Genomic DNA, 4,152 nt, shown 5'->3' on the forward strand with positions numbered 1-4,152 from the left:
ATCAATTCCGAGCGTGCCTTAACCCTTTTCTTCGAGTTAGTCGATTCTATTCGACGAGTTGTTTATTACCGACCGAAGACGCCCAAGCCATCAAAACCTCGTGTTAATAAAGGCGTTCCTAATAAATGGAAAGAAAAGCGGGCTAAGAAAATGGGGGCTACTGGCTAAAGTCAACAGTATTGACCTACACCCTGTCCTTGCTAAAATGCGTAGCCTTTTTAATCACGCTACTCAACCATCCGGCGTTATAGAGTCAACGACTAATTCCCCTTACATTTCCCAGTCGCCTTTTTTCACCACTGAAAAACTCGTCAAGGCAATCTGGCTAGACTTTGCGCTAGAGGCATTAAACATTGTCTTAAAATCAGCGACTTCATCATCAGGCTCTTGGAATAAATCATTGGCGAACGAATACGCTAACGGTTGATGCACTAATTCAGCTTCAACAATGTAATTGTTACCGGTTAAGCCTTTGATTTGGTAGCTGACACTGTCGCTACCACCGATGAAATTCTTATCGGTTAACGCGCTGCCGACGACTTTGACATCATTCGGGGCGGTGGTTTTGTCAAAGCCTAGTGGCAGAATCCGGTTATCTTTTAAATATGTCATGCCTCGTAGTAGGGTATAGGTTACTTGGTTTTGGTTATCGCCCATAATCGCTTCATAGACTTGTACTTGGTCGGGGCGCTTAATGACATTGTAATGCGGTTCAAATTTTGTTCTATCGCTGTCTGCGGCTACGCCGACGATACTGCCGTCGCTGTTAATCTTGCCGGATTCAAACACAATAGCCCCCGTTTCATCTTTCACCGCCACATGCAGTACGACGCGGCGCGATGGATAGGCGCTAGGCAGTTTATGACCGGTTTTACTATCCACTTTCAGGGTAAAATTCAAGACATTGTTACTGCCTAAGCATTGTTTGACATTAGAAAGGGTTGCAGCGCTATTCAGCATGGCCTGGGTTTTGGTTAGGGTTTCAGCAAAGTTACTGGATAACACACCTAATTGGGTTTTATTGTTGTTGAAAATATCCAACATTAACCGGTTAGCGCCAACAAATTCATGAATGGCAAAGTTGTCGCGTGGTTCCATCACTTCTGTCGTCATAGAGCCATTTGACAGTCTCACCCCATTTGTGCGTGGCATGTGGCATTGTTGGCAACTTTTAGCGTCGGTAGTCGCATAGCTGCTGTGTTCCCATTCGGTATAAGGCATTTGTTCTGGGAATTCACTTTCCGGCGTCGTGCTTATTACGGAGCAAATTGGTCTACTACAGCCGTTTTCAAGTTATGGCAGGTCGCACAAAGCTTTGATGATTGGATATGCGGACTGTAAGTAGGTGTGTATCCGGTTTGCGCCAACATCGATGCGCCTTTTAAGTTGTCATAAGGACCATAAATCTTTCTATCGTTGCCGATTTCATAATGCCCGGTAAAACTGCTTAACGTACCTAGGTTAGGTGCATCTTTGATTTGATGGCATAAGGTACAACTCACTCCGTTCACCGCTTCGTCATGGCGCGGATGACTAGGACTTAGGAAACCGCCATTCAAAATAGATATGGGTTCATTTTTGGTTTTGGCTTCAAAATTAGCCATAGGGGCATGGCAGCGAGTGCATTTATCGTTTATCACATCGGTGAGTTGCGGATTACGATTCAGCTCACTACGCACTTTTTGCCTTCCATAATGGGTCGCGTGCTGAGTTTGCCATCATAGTAGAAGACCAATCGGTGGCGATGGATACATCAATACCCTTATTGTCGTAAATGCCATTATGGCAGGCGGCGCAAACCTCAGAACCTCTAAAGTGTTCGGATTGGAATAGCGGATTGCCGGTAGAAGCCGCTGGTAAGTAAAAACCACTCCAGATGGTAGTGGCCGTGAAGGTGTCTGATACTCCACCTATAGTTAATAGGGCATTAACTGGCGTTAAATAAGTCGAGAGTGAAATAACACGTAAGGTCACCGTGTCGCCGTTGTTAATTGTGCCAGCGGTTGTTTTATAGGCTGCACCATTTATCGAATAATAGCCGCCAGTTACGCTAATGGGGGTGGCCGCATTAATGCCTGAAATGGTTATGGTATTTGACGTAATCACCGATCTTAGCGGGACATCGGTTTGGTCGATAAAGCTAAAGGCATCCGGTGTGGTGTCGGCAGTTGAGCTTATAGCTTGGGTATTAAAGCCGCAAGTCATAAAAATAAACCAAAGTAGGTAAAGCAACTTGGCGTAGGGCTTAGTCATAAAAGTACCTTAAATCAGTTGGTTAGCGAATAAGTTGTAAGGCACGCAATGCGTACCTTAAAGTCATGGTAAAAGCTGTAACGATGATTGTTTGAAGCATCGGACTATTAAAAAACCTTACGTGATTTCAAATCCGCTTTAACTTCAGCCTTAGTGAATGGGAACTTAAACATTTCACTGGTTGAAAACAGCGCTAATTGGTCGTTATACCAAGGCGAGTTGCTCTCAGTTGCTTGTGAAAAAGCCAACACACCCATCGCAACAGGACCGGTTGGCGTCAGTTCGACGATATGGCTGTAGCTTGAACCCGTCAGCTCGGAGGGTGTGAAACCATTGGTTAAGCTGGGTAACCAGGTGTCATAATTTCTGACATAAATGCTATTTATCGCGTCGTAAATGCCTAGCTCGCCGAAGCCGCCGGGTAGGCCAATCTTATTGCCGTTAGGGTCAATGACAAATTGCACCTCACCCCAGGGTGCATCAGGTGCAATACCAGCGGTTTGTAAGGCTTTAGTTATCTTTGCCAAGCTCGCCAACACAACCCCGCGTATGAAGCTATCAGACGTTAAGTCAGAAGTGGGTGTCGTCAGTGGTTTAGAGAATGACGCTGGTGTGGCAAACAACTGAGCTGGGATAATACGTTTTGCCCGCATGGCGCGCCATAAACCAACAAAGACATGGGCGCCTCGGCTGTTCAGGTTGTGCTTTCTATCCCATTGTTGTAAAGCCTTACAGGTTGACGTGATGTCAACCGTCTCGCCGTCTGAAATAGCGGTTGGCGAAGACTTACATACCGCGATAATGTCATCTAGCAGTAAATCCGCCGCATAATCACGTTTGTCGTCAAATAGTTGTTTCAGCGTTTGAGCGGTAAAACCCGGCGCACCCAAGCCATCGTTACCCGCTAGGCGCTCTTCAATCATTTTTAGACCTAAGCTTGGGCGTAATTGCAACGGTACATTGGTTAAGCCCAGCGCTGGCGCAAGCGCTGTTAACTGGGTATTTGCATTCGGCCATTCAAAATTATTATTACTATTGGCCACATAATCTGTGCGTATGTCCGAAGGCAATAGGTTCGCTGCCAATGTGCCTGTTGGATAACAAGCTGAGCGAGAGCCGTCTAAGGTCACCATGCCAATACTGGTGCGTAACGCGGCGGCTGGAGGACTTGAACTCTTACACGTTTGATATAACTCGTTAGGGATATTCGGTATCGCTGAGATTTCACCAAAAAAAAGTGTCGCCATTAACATCTACGGCGGTGGTATACGACCACGGCACGCCTTTTAGGGTCTCAAGAGCGGTTTTGACTTGCTGGACTGTTTTAGCTTTGGCGACAGTCAGCCATTGATTGACTAAGCGGGTATTACCAAGATTGACGTCGTTGACAATAAACGTTCCGGTGCCGGCAGCCGTTGGATCAAGTCTACCGGCAAAGATGATAGGGCCGTCTTCTGCCACTTGCATAATGATTTTACGCGGCTCAGTTTCACCAGCCACTTTAATAGGAATCGTCTTGCTTGTGATTTTACGCACCTTACCATCGACTAAATAACTGGTTGGGTCATTAGCGAGTGGTTTAACTTCCATTAAATTCACGCGTGGCGTGCTAGAGAAAGTGATACCCCAGGCCATAGTCTTATTAAAGCCAGACAGCGGTAATGGAAAGCCGCCTAGTGTAGGGCCCATCACATCGAGTTTGCCTGGAATACGGGCATGGATAATATAAGTACGGTAACCGTTCAATCTAGCCACGTTGTTTTCTAAAAGACATTCTGATCCTTAACTGTCTCGGAATTTGCCGTTGCAAAAAGGCAGCAACTCATCGATACGGCTGTTGGGCCAAGTCGGTAATTTTTCCAAAGTATCCTTGAGCCATTCGGTAGGGTTTAAGCCATT

The 4,152-nt window shown here is 46.1% G+C and carries 6 protein-coding genes; all 6 read right to left on the reverse strand.

The window, feature by feature from the left end; genetic code table 11:
* Positions 1–270 precede the first annotated feature (270 nt).
* The gene (locus VZ94_RS23870; protein ID WP_052700800.1) at positions 271–1,221 is read right to left on the reverse strand and encodes a hypothetical protein; all 951 of its coding nucleotides are present in this window, start codon (positions 1,219–1,221) and stop codon (positions 271–273) included.
* Between the two features lie 35 nt (positions 1,222–1,256).
* Complete coding sequence (locus VZ94_RS23875) at positions 1,257–1,679, reverse strand: hypothetical protein (RefSeq protein WP_052700801.1); 423 nt, start codon at positions 1,677–1,679, stop codon at positions 1,257–1,259.
* Positions 1,672–2,253, reverse strand: coding sequence for a hypothetical protein (locus VZ94_RS23880; RefSeq protein ID WP_131655666.1), 582 nt, complete (start codon positions 2,251–2,253; stop codon positions 1,672–1,674). Before VZ94_RS23880 ends, VZ94_RS23875 begins: the two co-directional genes overlap by 8 nt.
* Before the next feature lie 107 nt (positions 2,254–2,360).
* Entirely contained in the window at positions 2,361–3,500 is a 1,140-nt protein-coding gene (locus tag VZ94_RS20735; RefSeq protein WP_157845001.1) for a penicillin acylase family protein, read from the reverse strand.
* Positions 3,478–4,008: a penicillin acylase family protein gene (locus VZ94_RS31235; RefSeq protein WP_109867742.1), complete on the reverse strand. Its 531-nt coding sequence runs from the start codon at positions 4,006–4,008 to the stop codon at positions 3,478–3,480. The genes VZ94_RS20735 and VZ94_RS31235 overlap by 23 nt, the downstream gene beginning before the upstream one ends.
* Positions 4,009–4,035: 27 nt before the next feature.
* Positions 4,036–4,152, reverse strand: a 117-nt coding sequence (locus VZ94_RS24850; protein WP_131655667.1) for a transposase domain-containing protein, incomplete at its 5' end; no start/stop codon positions are given.

The sequence above is a fragment of the Methylocucumis oryzae genome (assembly GCF_000963695.1).
Lineage (GTDB): Bacteria > Pseudomonadota > Gammaproteobacteria > Methylococcales > Methylomonadaceae > Methylovulum > Methylovulum oryzae.